The organism is Blautia sp. BCRC 81119 (assembly GCF_003184505.1).
Lineage (GTDB): Bacteria > Bacillota > Clostridia > Lachnospirales > Lachnospiraceae > Blautia_A > Blautia_A fusiformis.
This window is the reverse complement of sequence record NZ_QJHD01000005.1, coordinates 115,595-137,932: the sequence shown is the minus strand read 5'-3', so window position 1 is coordinate 137,932 and position 22,338 is coordinate 115,595. Positions and strand designations below refer to the sequence as shown.

Here is a 22,338-nt window from a genome sequence, read left to right as displayed (position 1 = left end):
TCCTCCGCATTGTTTAATTTTATATAAACAATATGTGAGATTATTTGTATCACAAAAACAGCCGCCCGATTTCTCGGGCGGCAACATTAGAAAACAATGTACAAAAAAATATTACGCATTTATGCGGCTTTTTTAGGAATTTTTTTACAATCTCTTTTTGGCAGATGCTTATCCAGATACTCAGCAACTTTCTCATATGTATCGTATGTGTATTTGATGGTGATAAGTTTATATCCATGCTGTTTTGCGTATTCGCGCTTGCGGCGGTCATGTTCTTGCTGCTTTTTGAATGCGGCTTCTCCACCGAAATAATCGTTTACTTCATAATGCTGGATGCCATTATATTCAATTAAAATAAATCTATATTTTGCATCAGGTATTGCGAAATCATAAGATAATAGTCTATTACCAGTTCCAAATAAATCTGAAAATTTTTGTTGCATATAATAGGCGGTATTATTTTTTTGAAGATATTTTTTTATATATTTTTCGCCTTTATATATTGTTAAATACGGACAACCAGTATATTTATTAGTAGTACGGTCTACAATTCTGGCTTGCCATTCAAAATCAAAATGCCTTCCTGTTCTGTGGTCATCATATGAAAGAAACCACCAAACTTTCTTCTTTGAACTAGCAACAACTTGTGTTGGTTTTACTCCTTTATTTTTTGTAGGGTGCCATTCCTTTGCAATGTTCGGAATTATAGTTGTCAGGTCATTAAATCCAGTCCATACTGCTTGATTGCTTAAATATGGGCAATTGGTTCCATTATTACGGTTGCATATTTTGGCTTGCCATTCAAAATCAAAATGCCTTCCTCTCAATGATTTAATATGGTAATCATCTGGAACATTATATGGCAAATGCCACCAAACCTTCTTACCTGAATTTGCTGTCACCTGTGTTGGCTTTAACCCTTCATTTTTGGTCGGGTGCCATTGCGCGGCAAGTTCTGGATTTATTGTCTGTAAATCATTAAACCCAGGCCATACTGAGCTTCCACTTAAATATGGGCATTCCAACTTGTGACGATGACGGTCTGAAATTGAAACCTGCCATTCAAAATCAAAATGTCTTCCTCTCAATGATTTAATATGGTAATCATTTGGAACATCATATGACAAATACCACCAAACCTTCTTATCTGAATTTGCTGTTACCTGTGTTGGTTTTAACCCATCATTTTTGGTCGGATGCCATTGTGCGGCAATCGTTGGACTTGTTGTAGCAAGGTCATTAAATCCAGTCCATATTGCTTTACCAACTAAATATGGGCAATTGCTTCCATTATTGCGGTTGCATATTTTGGCTTGCCATTCAAAATCAAAACGTTTTCCTCTCAATGACTTAATAGAGTAATCATTTGGAACATCATATGGTAAATACCACCAAACCTTCTTATTTGAATTTACAGTTACTTGTGTGGGTTTCAAACCTCCATTTTTAATGGGATGCCATTGTCTTGCGAGTTCGGGGTTTACTGTTTGCAAGTCATTAAAACCAGGCCATACTGCTTGCCCACTTAAATATGGACAACCTAAACGTTGATTTCCAGTACGGTTACCTATAGCGGCTTTCCATTCAAAATCAAAATGCTTTCCTCTCAAAGATTCAACTGGGTAGTCATCTGGCACATCATAAGGACAAATCCACCAAACTTTCTTATCACTTCTATGGCCAACATCCTCTGGTCTCAAATCCCCGTTCTTCTCATAATTCCACTCCTTTGCCAAATCCGGTCTCGCCTCTGCGAGAGACACGAATTTTCTTTTTATCTGTGTTTTCTTTGTTTCCATTTTTGCATATTCCTTTCTTTTTCAAAAATCAAAAGTAATATGCCGGATTTGATACAATACAAAACCGGGTTACGAAATTCATAACCCGGCTCTTTATTTAAACGTAAATATTTTGTTGTCTGTGTGTTATTTAATCAACTGATACTCAAACATCTTATCTTTAATATGAGAAACATAATACTCCTTCAGTTTCGTTCTCAGTGTGTTTAAATCCCCATTCAGCAGCGGATAGTCATACACTTTTTTCTTTCCTTTCCCCTGTTTCTCTTCCTTAAAAGTATTCAGTTCTTTCGTAATCTGATATACCCCATAATTTAATTCCGAATCATACCCTTCCGCTGCTCTTGCTTCTTCCAGAATCTTTTTCCAGAGGCTAACCAATTCTTTCTCATCGTCATCCAGCTCTTCGTATTCCATCAAATCACGATATGCTACCGGCAGGAGTTCCAGCATCTCAGTTTCTTCTTTACTTCCCGATGTGATTTCTTTTCCTTCTTTTTTTGCATCCTCTTTTGTTCTTTCGTATTTGCTGTTGTCCAGGCATAACTCATTCTGATACATGCGGCCATCAGAACCAAGAAAACTGAGGCATTTGTTCTGATTGGAAAGCACAGTGTAAAGCAGGCAAGCTTTCAGAAAATCGTCATCTTTTGTATATGCGTCGCCGCCGTCGGATGTGGTAAAATACACATCTTTTTCATCCCAGGAGTCTTGCGGCAGCAATTTTGCAGCAAACATTGGAAGTTTTTCAATGTACGTATCACGACGGAGATAAAATCCGGCTGCATTAAAGATTTTCTGTCTTGTCAGATACCGCTGCTGCGCATTGATTGCCATTGCAGTTGTTCTCATATAAGCGATGACATTTTCATTATAATAAGACTTTCCTGAGCACTTTCTTCCGGAAGTTTCGGTGCCGTCCGCTTCACAGAAAACGCCGCATTCTTCATCGTCTTCATGAATAGCGCAGTCGAAGTATTTTTCGGAAAAAGAACCATAAGCCTTGGTGTGAGTACATACGCCATCATCTGTAATATCGCTGTTGGATATATTGCATTTGCGAAGAGAAATTGTTTCATTATCTCCCGGCTTATTACTCCACAGAATGCACGAAATAGCGCTTTCTGTAGCGTGGAATCCTTTTCTATTGAATAAGAACCCGTCCTCAAATTTTAAATCAATTAGTCCGATAGTCTTCCAGTATTTAATCGGAGAAAAGACGATATAACTGTCAGTATCCTGTCGTAAATAATGTTTTACGCCGGAATAAATAAACTGATTAGATAAATCGCGGGCGGTTGCAATAGAACTGTTCCGCAGATTTTTTAATTCATCAAACAATTCTTTAAACACAAACGACTGGTTGACTTTTGTCCCTCTGTTTTCTGAGTTGTCGCTGACTTCATCTCTATACGGCGGATTTTCAAACAAAATAACCGCACAATCCTCATCATCTACATACTGCTTGATGACCTCGTTTTCAATATATTCTTTCGTCATGGCATCGGCATTCAGGATTTTGCCATTGCCAAATACAATATCACCTTCTGTGCTCGGGACGATATCCATTACTTTGTCGCCAATCCTTTCGTTGAGAACTTTGTATTCGTAATACTCGTATGTACTCACAACACAGTGGCTGATTAACTCGCCTCCACGGCTGTCTTTTAATCCAATCAGAGCGGCCTCCAGCGAACCCGTTCCGGCGCAGCGGTCCAAAATAACATAATCTTTTTTACCGGCTGAAATAGTCCTTTCAACAGCCATAACCACCAGTTCTGCAGCCTTCTTTGCATACTCTTCCGGTGTATAGAATGCGCCAAGGTCCTTTTTGGAAAGCCTGTCATTCAGGCAGTCCATCAGTTTTTTGAATCGCTCATTTGTTTTATGATTATAAGGAAGAATCAGGCCTTTAAAATGTCTCGGCTCACGGATTTCCCCGGTCACCATGCCGTTTTCTGTATCGTCGCCAAGAAAATCCCCCTTGCTTGCATTCGGAATCTCACGGTAATAACGTTCTGCCCATCCGACCACGCAGTTTTCATCAATCTCAACCGGCATATACATGTTTTCCACGGTCTTGGTATTCTTAATAACCTTTTTAAGCCTTGAGGAAGCCAGCATTTCGGAATACTCAAAAACCTCTGGTTTTGTCTTTGCACAGAATCCGTCATTATTCTGGCTTGCTGCCCCGGTATAAATTTTATGGATTTCGTCAAAATAATCCTGGCTTTTATATTTGTAAGCGGTCTTGTTATTTAATGACACCAGAAGAATCGTTGCCGGAACGCTTTCGCCATGCACTCGCATCCTGGAAAGATACTTAATTGCCTGAAACAGTGTCTTGTTCAGGTCATTGATATTTAACTTAAATTCAAACAGTACGCCATTGTAAATACCGTCACAATTTTCAACAAGCACGCCATCATTTTCCTGCCACGGAACGTTGTAGTTATCAAAAAATGCAATTTGTCCTTCTTTTTCTGTTTTGTATATTTTTTCCATATTTTTTTGCTCCTTTTTCAGCATTTCTTTGTTTTTTTGCTATACCGTAGGTATGTGGAAAATTGTTAAATGCTGAAATCTTTGCGGATTTTTTTATCCTTTCTTTTTAAAATGAAAAATCCGTTTTTTTCTGGAACAAAAAAAGAGGAAGGCTTACGCCTTCCTCAATATGAAATATGAAAATTTTATGTTTTTTTATTTAAAGTTGCATTTGCTTCCCATCGCCATCCAATTTATGTAGATTCTCAAGTAAATACGCTCTCACCGCAGGATTATCTGTCTTTTTTAGAAAACCTCTAATCATAGACTCTGATAAAAAGCCAAGATTAATAATCATTATGGCTTCTTCAAGTCTGTCTTGGTCTAACAAATGAAAAATCATGCCAGTAGCCCTTTGTTTTAATTTTAACCTGAATCCCTCATCGATTTTATCAACATTATTTTGCTTTAATGCTTCATTATAGATGTGATATCCGATTTCAGTACGAATAGTCTCAGATGGAGCGTACTTATACATGCTGTACATAAGGTTATCAGTTACGCCCTCTTCGTTTATTTTTGCATTGACTTTGGACCTATCGTATTCATCCATCATATTTGGAATGAAAACCTTTCTATCACCAATAGTTAATGTGATAATTCTATACTCAGGATAGTGATAACGATAAGACGTATCCGTGATTTTCAAAATAAAATCAACAGGTATCGTTTTCAGTGTAATGTTTGCGAAATGGTTAGACCTATGAAACCCAAAGTGCTTTAATGATGCAGGAAGAATAAGATGAGTTAACATTTGGCAATTCCCAAAAACCATATTTCCAATATTTTCCAGTCCTTCATTTAACTGTATCGTATTTAATCCGGTTTTATAAAAAACAGCATCTCCGATATATTTAACTTGTGACGGGATTATTACTGAATGAAGGTTTTTGCATCCGTCAAAAATGTCATTTGATAGGCCAAGACATCCAATTTGCTGGATTCCATTCCCAAAATCAATGTGTTGTAGATTACGGCAATCCACAAATGCTCTCCATTCTATTCTTTTCAACGAATCAGGAAGGATTATAGATGTAATAGATTCGCATGACCTAAATGCTTCTGCTTTAATAATTTCAACACCTTCCGGAATTATAATATGCCCTTCGATATCTTTCTTACATCCAGTAATCACGCGCATATCTGAAGTATATGTAATACCGTCGATTTCTTTGAAAAATATATTTTCTTCCATTTTTCAAATTCCTTTCCTATAACTCCAAATTTGTTTTCTTTTTGCTCTGCATCATCTGCACGATATAAGCCGTAATCTCTGGTCTGTCTGCAGCCTTTTCCAGTAATTCGCTTAAGGCCTTTTTGGATAACACATCAAGCTGGATAAACCCGATTAAATCTTTCGCTTTCCCCTCTCTTAACAGTCTGAAAGCGATTCCTTTTCCGGACCTTTTTAAATATTCTTTTAATTTCTGGTCTTGCGTTTTTTTATATGCACTGACTGCAGTATCCTGCCTTTCAGATATGGATATGGAACAAGCATAAAGTGTATTGCCTTTATCTTCTTCTCCATCCAATGCTTTAAGAATCATGGTCTCTACAGTTTCAATCGATTTCACATGTGCTGGAACAATAAATTCATGTTCTGCAATGTTAAGCTCTACGCAATACGAATTTTCAGCGAATATTTTTGGTTCCGTAATTGCAGACGCCAGGCTATCAATATATCTTTTGGCATATACTTTTGGAATCCGGCGCAGGGCGCTTTCTCCTATAGATGATACACTTTCCGGAATCGTTATCTCTTCCAGTTCATTTATGGCAAAAGCATCCTCTCCGATAGTAACGAGGCCTTCATTTAGAGTTGCCTTTTTCAAAGAACAGTCATAAAATGCAGCGTAGCCTATTTCTGTTACCTGTTGAGGAATCACGACCTCTTCAAGACCTGAATGAGCAAAGACCTCAGAATAATAAAAGCTGGAGCCAATACGTTTTAAACCATGTCCAAAATCAACGTACTTCAGCTGCTTACAGTATTCAAAAGCCTGGTCTTCAATCGTCCTCAGTGAATCTGGCATTTTTACAGAAACTATATGGCTACGTCTGAATGCCTGTTGCCTTATCGTCCTGACGCCTTCCGGAATTACCGTTTCGCCGCTTCGGCCTTTCGGGCAGAGCAACAGTTCTATCTGGGTCTTGTTGTAAAGTATTCCGTCGTACGAAGAAAAATACTTTACTCTATCAGTTGTTTCTATCCGTTTTATCGATACATTAAGTTCTATTGGCGATAGTTTATCAAGGTTTCTGAAATTTGGGTCATCAATGACCAGAGTTTCTGGCAAATGATGATGAGAAAGCATTGGAATCAGTCCCACATCTTTTAAAACTACTTTTTTTGCCTTATAAAACTTCAAGCCTTCCTGTATTGCAAATATCTTTTTATCATCCGGAAATACAATTTCTTCCGCTGTTTCGTCGACATCGAATACAATCCCGCCGGCTATCTTCAGCCCATGGTCATATGCTGCTTCTGCAAAAGCGGAATCGGCAAAAGCATCATCGTGACAACATTCAACACAATCACAATTTACCAGGCGCACGCTTTTGCACCCCGTAAATGCTTTTGTTCCTATCTGCGATATCCACCTTAAATCAATCTGTGCTGTAGACTCTAAATCAAACACATGCAGCAACATTCGTTTTGTATCGTCGCGGATGGTTATAAGCATTCTATCACTTGATAAATATTGCCGGTTATGTGATGTCACACGTTTTACATTGGGAAACATCGTGTTCGCGACAAATACCCCGCAAGTGCCTTCTTCAATAACCAATTCTTTTATGCCTGAAAACACATAGTTTTTTCTTTTGTCCAAGCTAAACAACAGCGGTGGGTTTGTTTTAGAAGGTTTTTTCTGTTCTCCGATGTGAAGAACGGAAACCTCTGGGCTTACTTCCATATCACGACAAATATTGTCATCATCAACATACATGACAACTCCGGGCTGATAACATAATTTATGTAGTTTTGTTGTACCCATATCTTTTTATTCCTTTCTTTGTATATTTCTGTTTTTAGTATGATGGATTTGACTATGACAGAAAAAATTTGCGGATTTGCTTACCGAAAGTTCACAATAATAATATTATGTAAACTCGAAAGAGCGCTGTAAAATATAAAACCTAGAAAATTCGGAATATTCACTCTTCGCGCCGCTCTACAAAAAAAAGAGGCACAGCGTTCTGCCATGCCTCCTTCTTTTATTTTGTCATAATGAAAAGTTGTTCTTATTTGCTATTTTCTGCATTTTCTCCAACGCATATGCCTTTGTAGTTACCATTTTTTCATTATCATCATCAGAAATCAGGTCGTAGATAAACCTTATCGATTTCTTAGAAAAAACATCGTACTCAAGTAATTTTGTCAGCATCTCCAAATCATTCGTTTCCATCGCCTTTTTTGCTATTTTTTTAGCATTTTTGGCTAAGTATTGTGCAGTTTCTGCAGTTTTATGTTCCTCGTATATCGCAAAGGCTATATCTATTTTTGCATCCCATGTAAGTGCATACTTATATGAAGAAAGCAGCACATCGGGCCCGCTCAAGCAGATATCATCCTCCAAATGTGATATATTCGCTTTGGTCATAGCCGGCGGAAGAAAATACAGACTATCAGGCGTTTTTACCTGCAATATACCAATGTCATTGTAAATGTCATTGTAAACAGGACTCGTCGTTACGATTGCATCGACCATACCTTCTGGAAATTTATTCGCCAAAATTTCAATATACGGTATTCCTTTCAGGCTATTCGCGCCAAGATGTTTAACAGTCTTTGGAAGCCGCAGTGATTTTATTTTGAGCAAAGAACCGATTTCGAAAAACGCCATCTGTTTGATTGACTGTAAACCTTCATGAAGAATTACACTTTTCAGATTTTCATTATTCCTGAAAGCGTCACGTGGGATTACATTCAGTGAACCAGGAATATCTACTGCCTCCAGGCCTTCGCATGCGATGAAGCATCCTGTTCCCATTTTCTTTAGATTCTTACTGAAAATAATCTGTTTTAAATTTTTACAGTCTCCGAAAACGAAATTTCCTATTTCTGTTATGCTGTCAGGCATTTTTACGGAGTCGATTTCTTTGCAGTGATAAAAAGCATCGTTCGCAATACATTCTACCCCACTCGGAATTTCTACGTTCCCGGTCTTGGATTTGACGCAACATAGTAATTTTTTCATGTCTTTTGTGTAGACAATATCATCAATGGCAACATATTCCGTATTCTTTTCGCCAAAAATGATATGGCGCAGATTTCCAGGACGGTTCACGATATTTAGAATACTAAGCTCATCTATGCCTGCTGAATCATTGATAACTACTGTCTCGGGCAATCCATGCACTTCTTCTATTTTTCCTGAAAGATATAATATATGTGCCGAGACTGTAATATTTTCCACCACCAGTGTCGCAGACAGATTAAATTTTAAACTATTGCACAGTGTCGCAAAATCCGGAATCACATATTTGTCAGCCTGCGGGTCTGCTGCTATAATGATACTTCCAGCCATCAGTAGACCATCTACAGGTGGATTTTTCTTTGCATCTGCAAACGCAGAGTCACGAAAAGCATAAGCACTCATGTGCTTTACTTGTTCCGTATTAATTGCTTTTGTGCATTCGCAGCCGTAAAAAGCACTTCCTACAATGTCTGCAATGCCATTCAGGTCAGCAGTTTCATCACTTTTCAGGCAGAATGTGTTTAAAAGAGTCTTGCTCATGCCGAAATTTTCGTTTCTAACAAGCATGGACCCCGAGCAAAAAACATTACTGTCAGATTCCACTTCTCTTACATTCGGAAATGTCTTATTATATATCATTATGTTCTGTATTTCTTTTCCGATGTAGATTTTTCTTACATTTGGAAAGACATGTTCTTCAGATAATAGCAGCGTAGTCATTCCGGGAATGTCCAGCCGTAGTTCTTCCACATCATCGATGACATCCAAATGCAAGCAGTCATACAAATATACGTCAGGCCGCTTTTTAAGATAGAATGTGACCTTTCCATCCGCAGACGCAACCGTCATCTTTTCTTTTATTTTTTCCATTATTTTATTTTTTCTCCCTTCTTTGTTTATTTTCACATTTTCAACATGCCAGATATCAGGCAAAAAGAAAAAGCACTTCTTACCAAAGTGCTAGTCTTCTTCCTCAAATACAATCTCATTATCTTTTACCAGTCCAAGCTTCTCCCTTGCCACCTGTGCAATATACTCATCAGATTGCATGTATTCTTTTTCTTTTTCAATCTCTTTTGCATGCTTCTTTTCTTCTTTAATAGACTTTTGCAGTGTTTCATAGCGGACATCATAAGAAGCCATCGTGTCAACTATCTTCTTCTTTTGATACAGCATGATGAATATCATAAGAAGCACAATGACTGTTATCAAGACCATGCCCCAGATGTTTCTTTTTTGCTTTTCTACTTTTTCTTTTCGCAGCTCTATTATCTTTTGTACTCTTTGCTCCCGCTTTTCCATTTTTTTTGAACCCTTTCACGCATTCTTTTCATTGTACAATATGCCGGATTTTTTTATTTTTTATCTTTTTTTGCGGACCATTTTTCTTCTTATCGTCCTTTCTTTTTCAGCCTTTCTTTTTTTTGAAAAATTTGGCATAATATATATGTGCTTAAAAAAGCGCAGAAACAAAGGGAGGTCATAGATATGACGTTAACAATTAATTTTGTGGACAATACAGAAGCAACGCCTAAGTTAATGGCTACATGTAATTTAGACGTTGACACAAACGAGCCTGATGGTATTAAGGCTGAATATCAGCAGGTAATCCAGGAAATACATGCAAAAACTGCTGCTGAACTTCTTGCACGGGCAACAGAAACTGTCCTGAGCCGGCATCCGGAATCAGTTCTGCTCTCTGTTAACGACGACCGGAGACTTGCAGACCCGGCCAACACTCTCAATGTCAATATGCGCAAGAAAGGCACACTCAATGTGGAATACATCAACTAACTGGGTTAAAAAACCAGCATCACGCTGGAAAATTAAAAATAAGGAGAATTTAAAAGAAATGGCAAGTAAAAGAATCACAAAAAAGAAAATGATTGAGAAGGCGACTGAGGCCGTCGCTAAAACAGAGGAGGCCGCAAAAACTGTAGCAGAAAAGACAGAAGAAGCCGTAAAAGCAGCCGGTGAAAACATTGAAGAACATATGAACAAACCGGAAGTTAAAGAGGCTGTATCTGTTGTCTCTGAAGCTGTAAAAGAAACAGTAACGGAGACCGCAAAAGAAACAAAAGAACATGTCAAGGCAGCAGCCAAAGCGGTCAGGACACGTATTACCGACACTGTGGTTGAGGTTAATGGAGCAAGCGTATCCATGGCAGCAGTTGAGAAGGCCGTGAAGAAAGATGCCGCAGACAAAGGCATGAAAGGTGATATCACTATTTATCTTAATATTGCTGAGCAGGCCGCTTATTATACCGTAAATGGTGAAGGCAGCGAAAGCCAGAAAGTGCATTTCAGCAACTGCTAAAAAGCAATACACACCCGCCGCAGGCAGAGCCTGCGGCTTTTTTTTCTTTTCTCTTTTTTTTAGCATATTAAAAAAGAATAAAAAATTCTTTTACCAAGAAGGGAGAAAAAAACATGAGAGAAATCAAAAAACTGGAACTTATTGGATACTTGCAGCTGTACATGAAACTTTGGAGAGTTGACAAACCGGATGTGGCATTTTATTTTAAAATGGATACAGACTTTACAGTACCTATCGACGAAGAAACTTTGAAATCTTTGATTACGAAGGTTGCTACATTCTGTGAGAAGCAAAATAATATTGAAGTTGATGCTGCTTATATTACCAGGGAACAGTATATGGCAGAAGCAGAAGGTCCTGAAAATGAAAAGAAATTTAACACTGTTACCGCTAAATACGATGAGGCAGGACCCATCAAGATTACAAAAAGTTAAGTTTCAGTCGTACCGCCGCAGCATTGCTGCGACGGTTTTTTTATCTTCTTTTATTTCCTCCATATTATATCTGGTAACAATTACCAGACAAAGAAAATTCCAGCCGGTACTGCCGGCTGTTCTATTTTTATAATCAACAGGAGGATAAAGCAATGGCATCAGTTGCAAAATTTAGAATGAATGAAGCGCCGCGGCTGCTTGCTCACTGCAGCCGCACACAGAAGAATTCCGGCTCGCATATCCATAAGGACCGGACCGAATTAAACTTTAATATGGCATATGGCCAGCATACAGGTTTATCTGATTATGATTTCGTAAAAGAACGCACCCATCAGGACAACGTAAAGATGATGAAGCGCGATGATGTCAAGGCTGTCTGCAGCTGGGCTGTCACAATGCCCAGGGAATTATGTCATGAGGTTGTTGACACAGATGGCGAAAGTTATTATGTGCCAAACGACATGGACGAATGCCGCGATTTTTTTCAGTATGCTTATGATTTTTTCAAGGATAAGCATGGCGAAGAAAACATTGTCTCAGCATATGTACACATGGATGAAAACGTGCCGCACATGCATTTTACTTTCGTTCCCATCGTAAAAGACAAAGATAAAGAACATGAAAAGGTATGTGCAAAAGAAGCTCTGTCAGACTGTTATGGGGCTAAATTCCAGATAGAGTTGCAGGATTATATATCTGCGCAGATGGGCGTACAGCTTAATATGGTAAAAAAAGACACAGTAGACTACGAACGAAATGTCAAAGAGTTAAAAAAGAAAACCTTAAACGACAGATGCAACTACCTGACCAAAGAAATCTCACGCGCTGAAGAAGAACTGGAGCGGAAACAGCGTATCTTAAAAATGGCCGGCATGGGCGAAAAAGCGGAAAAAGATATTGACAATATAAAGACTTCTACTTCAAATGGCTTTACCGTTATGCGGGAGCCTGACTGGCTGCAGGTGAAGCCTCTGCTGAAGTCCATAAAGGCCATGCGGGCAGAAAGAAAAGAACTTTTGCAGATGATAAAAGACTTTGAGCACAGTAACACCGCAAAAGAAAATCAAACTCTCCGCGAACAGGCCGAACAGTTAGCGAAAGAAAACGCCAAGCTTGAAAAAGAACTGCAAAACGTACAACGCTTCATGCAGACGACAAGACTTCATGACCAGCCAATCATTGAGATTTATGAAGAAGACAAGCGTAGACAGGCCGCAGCGCATCGCGATGACTGGAAAGAGAGCATGTACAATGACAGGTAATTTACATAATTATTTTATTGTAAACTAATCGTAAACAAAAAAGGCAGGCTGCTTCAGCCTGCCGATATCTTTATATCGCAAAATCAAGTTCCTTCTTATCTTCGCATGCCAATTTACTCATGATATAAGCACTTACAACATTTGCACCCATATCTGAAGAAATGCAATACATTTCTTCCAGCATCACGCATGAAAACAAGTCCTTTCTTATTAAGTCAGTAAGTTCTTTCTCCATATGCTGCTCCAGCATCACTTTTGTAAGCTCTTTTCCATATCCTTTTAAAAACTTTCCGCTCTCTTCTGTCGGCTGGTTTTCATACTCCATATAAGCAACTGCAATCTGCTGCTGCAATGTTGAACAGCACCTGAAGAAATTATGTGGTTCTCCATTTACCAGCTTTCTGGATTCTGCCTGAAATCTTCTGCGCTTATTTTCGCTGCACTTAAGTGTTACAGGTATCACGATTTTTCGTGTTGGCGTTTTTAAACAATAGACCAGGCCATCATCAGTTGCCGTGTCCATCCGTAATGGGATATTTTTCATATCATCAAAAAGCTGTGGATATCCTCCAATGATAGCAGACGTGATATTTCCTGGTATCCTTTCATCAGGTAGTTCTACGCGCTGGATACCGCTCAGGCTTCCCTTTGATACTTTAGTATTTGATGGAAGTTTAGCGTGTCTTATCTTACCTCCATCAAAAGCGCCCCTTCCAATATATTCTAACCCTTCGTTTAGTTTCAGGTGCCTTAATTCATTACAGGTATCAAAAGCGCGTGCCTCAATCCTTTTCAGGGAATCAGGGAATTCGACCTGTCTCAGATTGGAACAACAATAAAATGCAAATGCTCCAATTGACTTGATACTGTTTCCAAAAACTACGCTTTTCAAATTATCGCAGTTTGTGAATGCATTGTCCCCGATGCGCTCTACGCTATCAGGAATATGCACAGACTCAATCATATCACAATACGCGAAAGCATTTTCTCGTATCTCTTCGACTCCGTCTGCAATGACTACCTTCCCACTCTTACTCTGGCTGCATGAAATCAGCGTTTTCATGTCTTTTGAATACACGATACCGTCTTTTGATGAATATTCTGTATTTTCTTTAGAAAATTCTATGTTTATATTTCGCATGTTTTCAATATCTGCAAGCGAAATGTGCGATGTGTCCTCAAAAAATACATTCTTTACGACTGCACCGTAAATCATATATCTCAGAAATGTATTATTGTTCTGCACCACCATTGTAGCGTTTGGATTAAACGCAACGTTTTGACAAATCGCAGCGGTGTCCTTTGGCACGATATAAGTCTTATCCTTTGGCTCATACGTTGCATCGACTATGATTGGCCCCATCATAATAACGCCATATTCTTTCACCTGGTCAGTTGTCTTGATAAGCGAATTCCTAAAGGTTTCTGCATTTGCTGTTAAAAGGCTTTCTGCGTTTTTTATTTCTTGAGACTGACAGCCTTTTAGTGCTCCTTTTTTCCAGATGCCTACAACACCACTTAAATCCAGCGGTTCATCTGGGCTAAGACAGAAGGAATTGAGCAGCTCACTTCCTGATGGATAAGTACGCTCCATCAGCATACTCCCAGAATAAAAATTTTCAGAATGTGATTCTATGTATCTGACGTTTGGAAACATTTCATTTTCAATTCCAATCTTCACTACAGACTCTCCGATTATCAGTTTTCTGACATTCTTAAACCTGCGTCCATCCGTCATTTCCTGAATCTTAATTTCCACAATTCCTTTTGTGTATTTTTTAAATCCCTTTTTTACATCCTGGATAACTTCAGGTTTTGCAGTACCCTCATGTTTTTTCGTTACGTATATCTCATCAAAGATAGAGTTGTCAAATCTTACTGTCGTTACCCAATCAGCGACTTCTATGCCATAACAGCATAAACCGGTATGAATGGTGTTATATGGCCGGAGATAATAGGTAACTCCGTTTTTTCGTATGACTTTTATTTTATCCATTTTTTTGTTCCTTTCGTTTTTGTTTTTGTTCTTTTAGTATGCCAAAATATTCTGAATGCAAAAAAAATAAACAAAAGGAACAATGCTTTACATAACAATATTATTGCAAATCATTTTCTGCGAAAAACTGAAAGACTATCGACGCCTTCCCGGCTTTGCCGGAGTCGGTATCAAGCCTCGCAGAGGCTGACAAGCGAAGCCGCAAGGCTGAGTGTAGTGCACGAACTGGAGTTCAGACCCGCGTGCGAAGTTAAAACCGGAACCTTTGACCCGCAGACGACTTTTGGTAGGCCGGGGATTCCTCGTTCTCCGTTGACATCAGAACAAAAGTTCTGTAAAATAGAAGTAAAAAAACAAGAAAGGGTGTTCAAAATTATTTCCAATTTAACTCCGCTTCCGGTTATCGCATCTTTCAGTACAAATGGAAAGATGATTCCTATATATGTCCAGTTCTTTCCAGGAGAAAAACCAATCCGGGTTTCCGCGAAATGCATTGCCAACGCAGTAACTTATGCCGAATATATCTGCGAGTATATGCTAGAAGACGATGAAAATGTACATTCTGTAAATCTGATTTACCAAAAAGACAAGCAGATTTGGGGTGCAAGGGCTACGCGTTGACGCCTCCCCGGCCTTGCCGGATTCGGCCCCAGAGCACGCATGATAACTCGCCTGCCTCGCAGGACTTGTTACCAGATTTCATTGATAAAATCCCTCAAAGCCCACAAAAAATGAGCACCCTTATTTTTCGGGTGCTCATTTTTCTAAAGCCTGAATACATTTTTCTTACTGTTTTCACCTGTCATATCCAGCGCATACGCCTTTGCAATCTGCATATCGGCATCTTCAATCATGTCGTAGTAATCCTTAATCTCATTTGCCTGAAAGATTCCATCTTTTAATGCCATAACTAGTCCGTCTTCCATATTTTCTTCAATCAGGTCCTGTATTAACCTTTTTCGGTTTCTTCTTATGTAGTTCTGGGTTTGCGTTTCATGTACATCCTGCCATTCCATGAATGCAAGTGGCAGCTTCTGGCGTGTTGTCCTGCAATACTGGAAGAAGTTTGCCGGTGCATACACTCCGTATCGATTCAACAAGTCGTTCATGATGTCAAAGTTTCTATCTGTGGCCTCAGCCGGAATGTAAATCCTTCGCCGTGGCGTTTTTATGCACAGAACTTCACTTATTATGGCTTTTTCGTGTGCATAGTTATACTTATATTTACCATTCGCTGCAGGAGCTTCGTAATCATGCATGGCTGCCAGTAAATCTTTCGGGATTTCATTTGTATGCAACACAACGGTATGTATTCCAATAAGGCTCCTTTTAGTAAACGCCTTGATGGTAGAAGGTATTTCCAGGACATCAGGACGTATTTGGCTCCACGGCCTTGAGAAATCCACAGATTGTACTCCTTCGTTGATTTTGATATTCTTTAAATCGTTACAAAAACTACATATAGGCTCAACACGTGTAACACTGCCCGGAATATCCAGTTCAGTCAGTGATTTCATATACTCAAAACATTCATGCCCTAAATGTTTGATGTGCTTTCCCAGCGTCATCTTTTCCACTCCGTCGCAGAAACGGAAAGCATGACGTCCTACTTCTGCCACGGAATCAGGAATAACTATTTCTGTAATTCCCCTGCAGTACTCAAAAGCACTTTCAGCTATTATTTTGACTGTATCCGGAATCAGGACTTTTCCTGCTGTTTCGCAGTTCCCGGTTGAAGTATAATCGCAATGGAGCAGTTCTGTCATATCTTTTGAATATATGATATCTCCGACTTTGACATATTCCTCATTTTGCAGGCCAAGCTCAACATGACTTCTGCGAAGACATGCAAATTCTTCTTTATCAAAGTGACCTTCTCCATTCAAGAACAGACTGCAGCTATTATATGACCTCATGCGTTGTGCCCGGAAAAACGATTCATTGCTGCATCGCACATCAATTACACTTCCCGCCGGGAACGTCACAAACGTCACATCTGTTGCGATTAACGTTGCATCTTCAGGTATTACATAATCTTTGCTGTCGCTAATATCAACTACAATGCTTCCTGCCATTTTTACTCCGCAAGTTGCTGTCCTATCCTCAATACAGATATTGGATTCATTCAGAAAGTCTGACTTTTTGACCATTTCAATCTGTTCGCTATTAATAACCTTCTCAGAGCAACAGCCTACCAAAGCCCCAGTGCGGATTCCCCAAATTCCTGATAAATCCAAGGGCTCCTCAGGTTTTAGGCAAAAAGCGTTCAGAAGAGTTGTCTTGTTAAGGTCAATTTTTCCGATAGATGTTCTTTCCGTCAGCATGCGTCCGGCAGGGAAACTTTCCCTGTCTGATGTTACCTCACGGACATTTGGAAATACAGTATTTGGCATTTCTATAGAATAGACATTCTTTCCGATATGGATTCGTTTTACATTTTCAAATCTTTTTCTGCTGTTTTTTCTCAGCCATATCTTAGTGACATCCTCGCCAAACGATACCTCTTCTACCCAGTCTTCCACATCAATATCCCTGCATACGCCGCTTTCTGACATATGATAAGTGGTTCCATTTTTGTATACTTTTTTGTATTTTTCGCTCATATCTTTTCCTTTCTTTATTGTGTTTATAAATACAAAAATAATATGCAAAGAAATAAGAAAAAGAAAAAGCAGCAGGTCAAAGGCCTGCTGCATTACTTACAGCTTTAATTTCTCACTCTTTTCTTCTTTTTCGGATGATACCGCGAGCTTACGCTCGCTTGTACCAGACGCACGGCTTCGCTTGTCAGTCTCTGCGAGGCTTGGTAACGAGTCCTACAAAGTAAGCGAGTTATCAATAAAATCTCTGCACTCAGCCTTACGGCTTTGCTTGACATTTGCTGCGCAAATTGGTAACGAGTCCTGCGAGGCAGGCGAGGTATCAAAGTTGGCCGCGGTTTTCCCGCCTGTCGATAATGCGTCTAATATGTACGCCCGAATCACCATGCTTTTATCATTCGTTGCGCTTAAAAGTCGTAGTAATTCTTCATTTGAACAATCTGAAATGCTTAGTGCATTACAAAAATCTTTTGCTGCATTACTTCTTACCAGAAACCTAAGAATTCTGACATGATTTTTATGAAAAAATGTGAGCAAGTCATCCATAGAGGGATTATCCGTATCTATGGTCGTATGCATTCCAGAGAAATCCTTTGGTATATATGTAGTCTTATTGCCTTGTGTTATCTTTACGACTAGATTAGAATCCGGAGTAATATATTTTGCAAGTCCGTTATATTTTGACATACTCTGTATAATCCCGTGTGGTAAATACTCTCCGTCTTCTACATGGATTTCTGACACTTCCGATATAGCGTCTCTACCTAGTTCCACAGCTGCTGGTAGTGATATTCTCCTGATATTGCACCTGTCAAAAGCACATTCACAAATCTTTTTTATGCCTGCGGGTAGTTCGACGGTTTCAATCCCAGATTTACTAAAAGCCGCATAGCCAATTATTTCAACCTGTTCAGGAATGCTTACACTTTTTAAATTTTCACAAGCCTCAAATAAATAGCCAAAACCTATAAAGTCCTTTTCGTCAGAGCCTCCGATTTGAGTAATACCATTTCCAAAATCTACATTTTTCAGGTATAAACAATTTCTAAAAGCATAACTTTCAATTATTTTTAATGAATCTGGAAATGTAACAGATTCTACTTCAGAGCCTTCGAATGCACATGCACTGATTTCAGTCACTCCATTTGGTATAATCACCTTGCCCGTTCTTTTTGTGGGACACTTGAGGAGACTTTTTCCATCCTTTGAATATAGAATCCCGTCAACACTCTTATATCTTTGACTATCTGTATCCACTTCAATCCTGTATGTATTTTTAAATGTGTCCTTTCGCCAGAATGGTGCTTCATCACCATACAAATCTGATTGTTTTGTAAATCGTACGATTCCTGAGAGCCCATATAAATCAATACCTCGCATACCATCAATGTTATTTATGATGAGTTTTGGTACTGTAGCCAGTTGGACACGTGAATAATCCATATTATATACACAACTCGGAATTTCTATTTCCTGTGCATCATGGTCAATATCTACAAGAATATTTCCGGCAACCACAACTCCATCTTGTGGCTGCATATTATCAAAGACAGAGCCATCAAATGCATGTGGGCGAATATGTAGCGCTGAACGGCACCATATAATTTGCTTCGTCATACATCCAGAGAGTGCATAATCATTGATTTGTTCTACTCGTGAGAGGTCAAGAGTTGCATCCTTACGCAAACAAAACGAGTTGTATAAAGCAGTGTCTCCCCAAAACTCATTTATATGTATCAATGTAGGACCTGAAAAATAGTTGTCATTATATGATATAACTTCTATCACGTTTGGGAACAATTCATTTGGGATTGATATCTCGCCAACATTGGAATCAATAATCAGTGTTTTCACATTCGGGAATGATTTATTAATCCCACGGTCAATTTTAATTGTTGCCGGTGATGAAAACGCTACTTCGACAACATCCTCAGGAACGTCAATATCTGTGCATACAAATAGATGTTTCTGAAGTGAAATATAATACTTCACGCCGTTTTTTGCGAGCGTGTAGCCGTCTTTGTCTTCAACATCAAATAATTCCGCATGCTCTTTTTTTATTACTGTTTTCATGCTTATATTTCCTTTCTTTATCCATTGCTTATTTTTCTTCTACACATACAATATGCGGAATTGCGAGCAGAAAAAAAGCGGGCAAACGCCCGCTAGTTTAAAACTCCATGTTGTAATCAATTCTTGTACAATACGGAATCCCCGCTGTCTCTTCCAGCTCTCTTCTGGTTGTTCTTATAGTCTGATTTCTCACGTCTATCTCAGACTTTTTTGTCCAATTACCATCGAAATAACATTTTTCTGGTGCGTAGACCACTTCTTTTTCTTCTGCTAATACCATATACGCGCCTCCTTCCATTACATTCCGATAAGAAGTTTAAACAGCACCAGGTCGTTTACCACATCATTGTCCAAAAGTCTGCTGCTTCCGTTCTTGTGAGAGATATCGTTAACGACATTTGACGCTGCTACTCCGCAGTAAAAATAGAACTCAGAATCGTGAGGCTCCTTTTTTAGGAATTTCTCAACCTCTTCAGATGGAACACCATTATCTGCTTTTATATTTTTCTTAAGCAGATTATACGCCTCTCTGCAAAATCTTTCGTATGTTGTCATACACCATTCCTCACTTTCTTTTTCTTCCTTTGTTACATTTGTTAATTTTTCCATTTCGTATGCAATCTTTGCCAAAGACAAAGCAGAAATGCTCTGAAGATTCAGGCAGTCACTTCTTCGCAATTCGCTTGCCAGCAGTTTGTTGACCTGGTTAATATCGTCCTGCACCTGAAATTCTCTATCGTTTATTTTTCTGCACATGTCGCATCACTCCTTCTTCTGCGCAGAATCAATATGCCGGATTCTGTCAGCGGCAAAAACAAAAAAAAGGGACGGCTAAGCCGTCTCCTTCGGACTTATTGTAACAATATTTGTCCGCTCTGCAAGTTTTTCAATGTAATATTCGGCAACGTGCACGTATACGAGCCGCTGCTTTTGTTTGGTCGTTTTTGTCATTGTATATATTTTATCGAGAAAATCGTATGTTTCCTCTGGATTAACGGTGACACCATCCACGTATTTTTTTATCGTTTCTTTTTCCATCTTGTATTTTTCTGCAAGATGTTGAACAACTGCTTCTACCGCCTCGTTGTTAGATTTGATAAATCCTTCCAATTGGATATATTTTTGCATTTTTTTATCTCCCTTCTTTGTTCTGTTTGTTGTAATATGCTGGAATTTCGTCTACAACAAAAAAATCCGGCTGCGCTTCGCAGCCGGCAAATATTAATTTCCGTACACAAATCCATCAGTTAACTTTGCGACAATTTCTTTTGCATATTCTTTTGTCAGTTTCTTTTCCAGCTTGACTTTGTATGCTGAAACACACTGCAAACCATCTTCCTTGTCGTAATACAACTTGGAGATATACTCCGCCTTAATTGGCAGGGTTTTTGCATATGCTGAAACTATACGCTGGTATTTCAGATATTCTTCAGCGTTCTTATACATTTCCCAGTCTCCGTATTCTTCATACATGAACGGCAGAGACTCCAGACTGCCTTTTCTGGAACTTACATCACAGATATTTAAGATATACATGGCATTTTCATCCACTCCCTCATCAGGAAGTGTTGTGCAGCACCAGAATTTTTTATCGACCATCTCATCGAATAATCCTTCTGGAAGCATATCACCAACCTTTTCCGCAAAATCAGCAATAGACATCCTGCCCTGCAGGTTTCTGATGACAGATTTTGCTTTTTTGATTTCTTTTTTAGAAGCAGCGATTTTCGCGTCAATTGCACGCTTCTGCTCTTCCAGCTCGGCAATATCATCATACAATGACGACATAAACTTGAAAGTATGCTTTTCTTCTTCTGAAATATCATCTGCATCAGAAATCAAGTCAGAATCCATGTTTTTGTATGTTACGCCATCTGCATCAACATACTTATCTTTTCCAATCTCTACTGCTGCAACCGACTTTGTCTTTGTTAACTGAATGTTTACGATTTTTTTATCACTCATTTTTTTACTTCCTTTCTTGTTTTGAACGTTTTTTTTCTTCATTTGCAATATGCCGGATTTTTTTCGGCAAAAAACGCAAAAACAAAATCAGCCAGATAGCAAACAGCCGCATTTTTCAGAACATATATTCTGCTTATCGGAATGTTTGCAAAAATTTCGCTTAAAATATATACAAAACAGCAAAAATGTTATATACTTTTTAGCAAAAAGGAGGTTTTAGTAATGCCAAAAGTTAAAGTAATTCGTCCTACAGAAGAAATCGAAAAAGACTTAACAAAACTTGAGGAAGACATTCAGGCCGCAGCCGCATCTATCAAAGAGATGAAAGCAACCAGAAGAGCGTTAAGAAAACAGCTTGAACTTGCACAAGCAAAGGAAGCCGAAGAAAAACAGGCTAAAGCAATTAAAGAACTTGCAGAGCTGATGAAAGAAAAGGGTGTCACTGTCGAATATCTGAAAGGCCTTATGCAGTAGTAAAAAAATAAGAAATGCCCGGGATAATATTTCTGGCATTTCTTATTCTTTTCTTTAGAGCAGCCGGCTTAAGCCGGCTGCTCCTTTTATCTTTCGTCTACCTCTCCCCATCCTGTAATATCGCATACATTCTTAATCCACTTTTTTGCTTCTGTATCCCTATTTACAAAGCAATCCCATACTTTGGCTGCACATGCTGTATCCTTAGCCGCCAGGTCCAATAAATCCCACATGCCTTCAAATGTAATTGAAAACGGAATCGCAGTATTCTCATCATCAGAATCCGGATAATAAACTTCTACCTCAATTGGAAGCAGCTGCCCCTTATATGCACCTGTGCAATATCCTTTTTCGGTTTTCAGTGTTAAGCCCAATGCGTCACAAGCAACTTCTTTTGGAGTAGTTAATAAGTTGCCCATCGCCCGTCCTACTGGCTTTTCTGTGTCATCAAAATCCAAATTGATTCCGATTTTATCTAATACAGAGTCAACTTCATTAACAGCCTTTACGGTAGAAAGTGCTTTCATAAAAATTCTTTTTCTGATTTTTTTATCGTTTTCCATGTTTAATCCTCCTTGCGTTTCATATCTTAAATATGCTACTTTTTTGTATTTCTGTGAAAATTTGCGGAAAAACATTTTGCTTTTGTGGTAGCAAATGGAAATTTTCGGTGAT

21 protein-coding genes are annotated in these 22,338 nt (G+C 38.8%); 6 read left to right on the top strand and 15 right to left on the bottom strand.

The window, feature by feature from the left end; translation table 11 throughout:
* Positions 1-119: 119 nt before the first annotated feature.
* The 7 genes from DMI82_RS04725 to DMI82_RS20045 form a co-directional block, all read right to left on the bottom strand.
* Positions 120-1,799: a zinc-ribbon domain-containing protein gene (locus tag DMI82_RS04725; protein ID WP_110102658.1), complete on the bottom strand. Its 1,680-nt coding sequence runs from the start codon at positions 1,797-1,799 to the stop codon at positions 120-122.
* A 126-nt stretch (positions 1,800-1,925) separates the two neighbouring features.
* Positions 1,926-4,304, bottom strand: coding sequence for a hypothetical protein (locus tag DMI82_RS04720; RefSeq protein ID WP_110102657.1), 2,379 nt, complete (start codon positions 4,302-4,304; stop codon positions 1,926-1,928).
* Positions 4,305-4,503: 199 nt separating this feature from the next.
* Positions 4,504-5,538: a leucine-rich repeat domain-containing protein gene (locus DMI82_RS04715; RefSeq protein WP_110102656.1), complete on the bottom strand. Its 1,035-nt coding sequence runs from the start codon at positions 5,536-5,538 to the stop codon at positions 4,504-4,506.
* 16 nt (positions 5,539-5,554) lie between these two features.
* Positions 5,555-7,339: a leucine-rich repeat domain-containing protein gene (locus DMI82_RS04710; RefSeq protein ID WP_110102655.1), complete on the bottom strand. Its 1,785-nt coding sequence runs from the start codon at positions 7,337-7,339 to the stop codon at positions 5,555-5,557.
* Between the two features lie 228 nt (positions 7,340-7,567).
* The gene (locus DMI82_RS04705) at positions 7,568-9,448 is read right to left on the bottom strand and encodes a leucine-rich repeat domain-containing protein (protein ID WP_146207133.1); all 1,881 of its coding nucleotides are present in this window, start codon (positions 9,446-9,448) and stop codon (positions 7,568-7,570) included.
* A gap of 54 nt (positions 9,449-9,502) precedes the next feature.
* Entirely contained in the window at positions 9,503-9,685 is a 183-nt protein-coding gene (locus DMI82_RS04700; RefSeq protein ID WP_242981805.1) for an FtsB family cell division protein, read from the bottom strand.
* Between the two features lie 4 nt (positions 9,686-9,689).
* Positions 9,690-9,863, bottom strand: coding sequence for a hypothetical protein (locus tag DMI82_RS20045; RefSeq protein WP_199579963.1), 174 nt, complete (start codon positions 9,861-9,863; stop codon positions 9,690-9,692).
* Positions 9,864-10,030: 167 nt separating this feature from the next.
* Between DMI82_RS20045 and DMI82_RS04695 the strand changes: the two genes are divergently transcribed.
* The 4 genes from DMI82_RS04695 (at position 10,031) to DMI82_RS04680 (ending at position 12,555) form a co-directional block, all read left to right on the top strand.
* Entirely contained in the window at positions 10,031-10,336 is a 306-nt protein-coding gene (locus tag DMI82_RS04695; protein WP_110102653.1) for a hypothetical protein, read from the top strand.
* A gap of 58 nt (positions 10,337-10,394) precedes the next feature.
* On the top strand, positions 10,395-10,859 hold the full coding sequence (locus tag DMI82_RS04690; RefSeq protein ID WP_110102652.1) for a DUF6465 family protein: 465 nt from the start codon (positions 10,395-10,397) through the stop codon (positions 10,857-10,859).
* Between the two features lie 113 nt (positions 10,860-10,972).
* Entirely contained in the window at positions 10,973-11,293 is a 321-nt protein-coding gene (locus tag DMI82_RS04685; protein WP_110102651.1) for a hypothetical protein, read from the top strand.
* Positions 11,294-11,445: 152 nt separating this feature from the next.
* The gene (locus tag DMI82_RS04680) at positions 11,446-12,555 is read left to right on the top strand and encodes a plasmid recombination protein (protein ID WP_110102650.1); all 1,110 of its coding nucleotides are present in this window, start codon (positions 11,446-11,448) and stop codon (positions 12,553-12,555) included.
* Between the two features lie 70 nt (positions 12,556-12,625).
* Here DMI82_RS04680 and DMI82_RS04675 read toward each other — a convergent pair whose 3' ends face one another.
* Entirely contained in the window at positions 12,626-14,551 is a 1,926-nt protein-coding gene (locus tag DMI82_RS04675) for a leucine-rich repeat domain-containing protein (protein ID WP_110102649.1), read from the bottom strand.
* 216 nt (positions 14,552-14,767) lie between these two features.
* On the opposite strand from DMI82_RS04675, the gene DMI82_RS04670 reads away from it, so the two are divergent.
* Positions 14,768-15,172 (top strand): hypothetical protein, encoded by a 405-nt coding sequence (locus DMI82_RS04670; RefSeq protein WP_146207132.1) that lies wholly within the window; start codon positions 14,768-14,770, stop codon positions 15,170-15,172.
* Positions 15,173-15,315: 143 nt separating this feature from the next.
* Here the strand turns inward: DMI82_RS04670 and DMI82_RS04665 are convergent, their stop codons facing one another.
* The 6 genes from DMI82_RS04665 to DMI82_RS04640 form a co-directional block, all read right to left on the bottom strand.
* The gene (locus DMI82_RS04665) at positions 15,316-17,154 is read right to left on the bottom strand and encodes a leucine-rich repeat domain-containing protein (protein WP_158526425.1); all 1,839 of its coding nucleotides are present in this window, start codon (positions 17,152-17,154) and stop codon (positions 15,316-15,318) included.
* Positions 17,155-17,367: 213 nt separating this feature from the next.
* Positions 17,368-19,224, bottom strand: a complete 1,857-nt coding sequence (locus tag DMI82_RS04660) for a leucine-rich repeat domain-containing protein (RefSeq protein WP_110102646.1) — start codon at positions 19,222-19,224, stop codon at positions 17,368-17,370.
* 97 nt (positions 19,225-19,321) lie between these two features.
* Positions 19,322-19,504, bottom strand: coding sequence for a hypothetical protein (locus DMI82_RS04655; RefSeq protein WP_110102645.1), 183 nt, complete (start codon positions 19,502-19,504; stop codon positions 19,322-19,324).
* Positions 19,505-19,521: 17 nt separating this feature from the next.
* Positions 19,522-19,980 (bottom strand): hypothetical protein, encoded by a 459-nt coding sequence (locus DMI82_RS04650; protein ID WP_110102644.1) that lies wholly within the window; start codon positions 19,978-19,980, stop codon positions 19,522-19,524.
* A gap of 75 nt (positions 19,981-20,055) precedes the next feature.
* Positions 20,056-20,352 (bottom strand): hypothetical protein, encoded by a 297-nt coding sequence (locus DMI82_RS04645; RefSeq protein ID WP_110102643.1) that lies wholly within the window; start codon positions 20,350-20,352, stop codon positions 20,056-20,058.
* Positions 20,353-20,445: 93 nt separating this feature from the next.
* A complete protein-coding gene (locus DMI82_RS04640) occupies positions 20,446-21,189 on the bottom strand; it encodes a hypothetical protein (RefSeq protein WP_110102642.1) in 744 nt (247 codons plus the stop codon).
* 222 nt (positions 21,190-21,411) lie between these two features.
* Between DMI82_RS04640 and DMI82_RS04635 the strand changes: the two genes are divergently transcribed.
* Positions 21,412-21,663, top strand: a complete 252-nt coding sequence (locus DMI82_RS04635) for a hypothetical protein (RefSeq protein WP_110102641.1) — start codon at positions 21,412-21,414, stop codon at positions 21,661-21,663.
* A gap of 86 nt (positions 21,664-21,749) precedes the next feature.
* Here the strand turns inward: DMI82_RS04635 and DMI82_RS04630 are convergent, their stop codons facing one another.
* The gene (locus DMI82_RS04630) at positions 21,750-22,226 is read right to left on the bottom strand and encodes a hypothetical protein (protein WP_110102640.1); all 477 of its coding nucleotides are present in this window, start codon (positions 22,224-22,226) and stop codon (positions 21,750-21,752) included.
* Positions 22,227-22,338: the final 112 nt, after the last annotated feature.